At 68.4% G+C, this 4,632-nt stretch carries 5 protein-coding genes; 2 read left to right on the top strand and 3 right to left on the bottom strand.

All coding sequences use genetic code 11. The annotated features are described in order from the left end of the window. From I71_RS27865 to I71_RS27855, 3 genes are all read right to left on the bottom strand, one after another. A partial coding sequence (locus tag I71_RS27865; RefSeq protein WP_042701775.1) for a PleD family two-component system response regulator occupies positions 1-430 on the bottom strand: 430 nt, incomplete at its 3' end. 10 nt (positions 431-440) lie between these two features. Continuing rightward, a complete protein-coding gene (locus I71_RS27860; RefSeq protein ID WP_042701772.1) occupies positions 441-1,286 on the bottom strand; it encodes an ATP-binding protein in 846 nt (281 codons plus the stop codon). A gap of 92 nt (positions 1,287-1,378) precedes the next feature. Then, positions 1,379-1,684 (bottom strand): STAS domain-containing protein, encoded by a 306-nt coding sequence (locus I71_RS27855; protein WP_042701769.1) that lies wholly within the window; start codon positions 1,682-1,684, stop codon positions 1,379-1,381. Positions 1,685-2,008: 324 nt separating this feature from the next. Between I71_RS27855 and I71_RS27850 the strand changes: the two genes are divergently transcribed. Continuing rightward, positions 2,009-4,441, top strand: coding sequence for an ATP-binding protein (locus I71_RS27850; protein ID WP_042701765.1), 2,433 nt, complete (start codon positions 2,009-2,011; stop codon positions 4,439-4,441). Further along, on the top strand, positions 4,438-4,632 hold a 195-nt coding region (locus I71_RS27845; protein WP_042701761.1), incomplete at its 3' end, for a hypothetical protein. The genes I71_RS27850 and I71_RS27845, both read left to right, overlap by 4 nt.

The raw sequence follows: 4,632 nt of genomic DNA, 5'->3' as shown, positions 1-4,632 counted from the left end.
CGCTCGCGGAGGCGGCGAGGTCATTGAACAGCTTGCGCTTTTCCAGCTGGTGACGGACGCGGGCCACGCATTCGCCAGGCTTGATCGGCTTGGAGATGAAGTCGCTGCCGCCGGCCTCGAAACAGCGGACCTGCTCCTCGTCGCTGTCCAGCGCGGTCTGGAACAGGACGGGAAGCTGCTCGTGCGTCGCATTGCGGCGCAGCGCCTCGCACATCTCCAGGCCGTTCATCACCGGCATGTCGACGTCCAGCAGGACAAGGTCGGGATGGAACCGGTCGACCGCCGCCAGCCCTTCCCGCCCGTTCTCGGCGAAGGCGATGTCGGTGATCCCGGCGCGGCGGATCACCAGCGCCAGGGATTTGCGATTGAATTCGTTGTCGTCGACGATCAGGACGCGGCAGTCCGACAGCGACAGGGCGGGCGCGGCCATGGACGCTCCGTCAGCGGTCGAACTGCAGGACGGTGCAGCGCCCGCCGTCCGTCACCGTCACGCGGGACGCCAGCGTGCGCATGAACACGAAGCCGCGACCCGACCGCGCCTTGTTGCCGGTGGTCGCCGGGGCCAGTTCGGTGTCGAAGCCGCCGCCCTGGTCCACCACCGCGATGGCGATGCAGCGCTCGTTCCAGCGGCAGAAGATGTCCAGCCGCCGCCGCATCACGGCAGGGTCGCCCAGCCGGTCGCGCATCATTTCGCTGAACCGGCGGTAGCCGCCCGGCTCCCCCTTCACCGCGCTCGACAGGCCCAGATTGCCATGGACGATGGCGTTGGCGACCGCCTCGTGCAGGCAAAGCTCCACATTGGACCGGCGTTGCGGGTCCAGCGCGCCGCGCCGCACCAGCTCGTCGCAGATCAGCACCGGGCATTGCAGGCCATAGGCGGTGCCGGTGGTCAGCGACAGATAGAATCCGGGAAGATCGGGATGGTCGGCGGCAGGGGCGCCCGACCAGTCGTCCAGCGGTGCCGCCGCGCCGTCGGCGCCCTCCCCCAACTCCACCGTCAGGAAGGGGCCGCGGTCGAAGGCGGCGCGCAGCCGGTCGCGGTCGGCCCGCTCCATCAGCAGCGTTTCCACCGCCCGTCCGCCGACTCGATCAGCCATAGACGGGGCAGCCATAGACGGGGCGGCCATCTGCCCTCCGGTTGCGGCCGGACCCTCCCGGTGGTCCTGAACCGTCCCGGGGAAGCGGGCCGCAACCCGCGCCACCAGTTCGGCGGGCATCCGGTCGCGCAACAGGGTGAAGCCGCGGAAGCCCGGTTCGGCCGTACCATCGTGATGAGCGGCGTCCATGCGGCAAACTCCCCTGGGACAGAGACCTGCGACGCAAGGGCCGGACCGGGGCCAGCCCTGCGTCAGTAACTGGTCGATTGAAACCGGGCGGTTCAGGATTCGACGGTGATGATCTCGGTCAGCCGCGCCAGTTCGATCGACCGCCTGACATCGCCGGTGGGTCCGCGCACGATCATCTTGATGTTGCGGGTCTCGGTCTCGTCCTGGAGGATCAGCAGCATGCCCAGGCCGGCGGAATCGATGAACTCCAGCCCCGACAGGTCCAGGACGAAGCGGCGTGCCTGGGACTGCTCCACCAGATTGACGAGGTCGCTCAGCCGGTCGTGGTCCGTGAATTCCAGGCGGCCGGTCAGCCTGACCTCGGTCGCATCGCCTGTGGTGGTCGTCTTGAAATCCATAGTTCCTCTCAACCGGTCCGCAGCCCTGGCAGCCATTCATACAAATGCGCGCGAAACCCAGGTCTTTTGCTTATGCACAGTAGTGCAAGCGGTCGCCCCGCCTCAAGTGCCGATGCCAAGCGCCGGGCGCCTTTCCTCCGGCGCACGACACGTCCGGGCCGGAACCCACCCTGGGATTCGCCCCCATGGACGGCCTGCGCACAACCGGGTAGAAGGTTTTGGGAGCGGCGCCCGGTCCGCGTGCCACGCTGCCGCCGCCCGCAGCAGCCGTCCGCTCCCGCAACGGCCAACCGCCCCGTCAACGAACCTCCGGAACGGCACCGCATGACCAGGATCGCTGAGGCGTGGCGGCGCGTACCGACGGTATCGGCCAAATTCCTGCTGATCCTGGTGCCCAGCCTCGTGGTGGCGGTCTCTCTGTTCTCGGCGCTGTTCTTCCATGACCGCTACAAGGATTTGCAGGCGGGGCTACGGGACAAGGTGGCGACCGTCGCGGACATCAACGCGGCCGCCCTGTCCAACACCCTGTGGACCTTCGACTCCCAGGCGATCCGCAACACCCTCCAGGCCATCGGCGCCAACCGGGAGCTGGTCTGCGTCGAGGTGACCGACGATCTGGCCGACGGCCTGTTCGCATGGCCGGGCCGGACCTGCCCGGTCAGGGACGACCTTCACATCGAACGGCGGCCGATCCGGGTCAAGGACCTTCAGGTCGGAACCCTCACTCTGCATTACAGCGACGGCGCGGTGCGGGACCAGCTGCGGCAGGAGGTGATGAACGCCACCGTGCTGCTTCTGCTGATGCTGGCCGGCACCGTGGCGGCGGCACTGGCGGCGCTGCGGATGACGGTGGGGCGTCCGCTGGATCGGCTGATCGCCTCCATCCTGGAATCGGAAGGGGGTGGCGCGCATCGGCCGGTGGACTGGCGTGCCGCCGACGAGCTTGGGCGGGTGATCCAGGCCCACAATGCCATGCTCGCCCGCCTCGGGGAGGAGGAGGCCGCCCTGCGCAAGAGCGAGCAGCGGATGGCGTTGGCCATCACCGCCACCCGCTCCTCCGTCTGGGATTACGATCTGCGCACCGGGCAATATTGGTGGTCCAAGGAATTCCCCGCCCTGCTCGGCTACGGCCCGGACGAATTGCCGATGACCGCGCGGACCTGGTCCGCCCTGCTCCACCCGGACGAGGCGGAGCGGGTGATGACGGCGTCGCGCAGCCGTCTGCGCGACCGCGCCATGGCCTATACCGCGATCTACCGCATGCGGCGCCGCGACGGCCACTGGGCCTGGATCGAGGACCGCGCCACCGCACAGCGCGATCCCGACGGCCGCGCCCGGCGCCTGACCGGAACCATGTCCGACATCACCGAACGGATACGGGCGGAACTCGATCTCGCACATGAACGCACCGTGCTGCAGGTGACGCTGGACAACACCGACCAGGGCATCATCAAGGTCGACGGCGACGGCCGGGTGGTCATGGCGAACCGCCGCGCCGCGGAACTGCTGAACATCCAGCCGGAGGTGCTGGCCGGCAACCCGTGCTTCGCCGATGTGGTGGCCCTCCAACGCCGTCAGGGTGAGTTCGGCGAAATGGGCGACGATCCCGACCTGTATCTGAGCTACGGCGCCGGCCGTACAGGCGGCGGAAGCGGTGGCGGCGGCGATGACGGGGCCGACTTCGGGGGCGGCATCGGCATGCCGCCGGGCGAGCCGGCGGGGATGATCGACCAGCCCTTCACCTTCAAGCGCCGCCGTCCCGATGGCCGCATCGTCGAGGTGCGGACCAATCCGCTGCCGGAGGGCGGGTTCGTCCGCACCATGACCGACGTCACGGTGGAAGCACGATCGGCCGAGGAAATCTTCGATGCGATGCAGGAGTTGGAACGTGCCTATGCCGACCTGAAGGAAACGCAGGCCAATCTGGTCCAGGCGGAGAAGATGGCGTCGCTCGCCCTGCTGGTTGCCGGTGTCGCGCACGAGATCAACACACCGATCGGCATCGCCTTCGGCTGTGCCACCCACCTGTCGGGCCGGACCGGGTTCCTGGCCGAGGCGTTCGCGGGCGGAACGCTGAAAAAGTCCGACCTCTCCGCCTATGTCGCCACCGCCACCGAATCCTCCCGCCTGATCGAACAGAACCTGACCCGCGCGGCGGAGCTGATCCAGAGCTTCAAGCGCGTCGCCGTCGACCAGACCAGCCAGGAGCGCCGCCGCTTCGACCTGCTGGCCTATCTGGAGGAGGTGGTGACCTCGCTCGGCCCCACCCTGCGCAAGAACCCCCATCGCGTCGCCATCTCCTGCTCGCCCGGCATCCTGATGGATAGTTTCCCCGGCGCGTTGAGCCAGGTGGTGACCAATCTGGTGATGAACGCGCTGACCCACGCCTTTCCGCCCGACCGCAAGGGCCACATCGTCATCGACGTCGACGAGATCGGGGACGGGGACGTGGTGATCCGCTTCATCGACGATGGCGTCGGCATCGCCGCGGAAAACCTGCCCAAGGTGTTCGAGCCCTTCTTCACCACCCGGCGCGGATCGGGCGGCAGCGGTCTGGGGCTGCACATCGTGTTCAATCTGGTCACCCAGTCGCTGGGCGGGCGGATCTCGGTTGACAGCGTTCCCGGCGATGGAACTACCTTCAGCCTGCGCATCCCGAAGATCGCCATCGCCCCTTCCGCACTTGCCTCCGCCCCCCGTCCCCCTGCCGCCAAGCCTTCGCCGACGCCCGGACCGCTGGAGACCGAACCCGCATGAGCACCGGCGCCTTTGACGACGACGAGATCCTGTTTGCCGACGAAGAAGCGGACGGCCCCGGCTTCGGCCGCGGCGACGCTGCCGGATCGGTCCCGGCGGCGCGCGCGGGCATGGCCGATCCGGCGGCTCCGCCCTGGACGATCCTGGTGGTCGACCACGAGTCCGACGTCCATTCGATGACCGGGCTGCTG

Origin of the sequence: Azospirillum sp. B506 (genome assembly GCF_000333595.1) — a bacterium.
Taxonomy (GTDB): Bacteria; Pseudomonadota; Alphaproteobacteria; order Azospirillales; family Azospirillaceae; genus Azospirillum.
The sequence above is the reverse complement of the archived record's forward strand: the minus strand, read 5'-3'. Positions and strand labels throughout refer to the sequence as shown.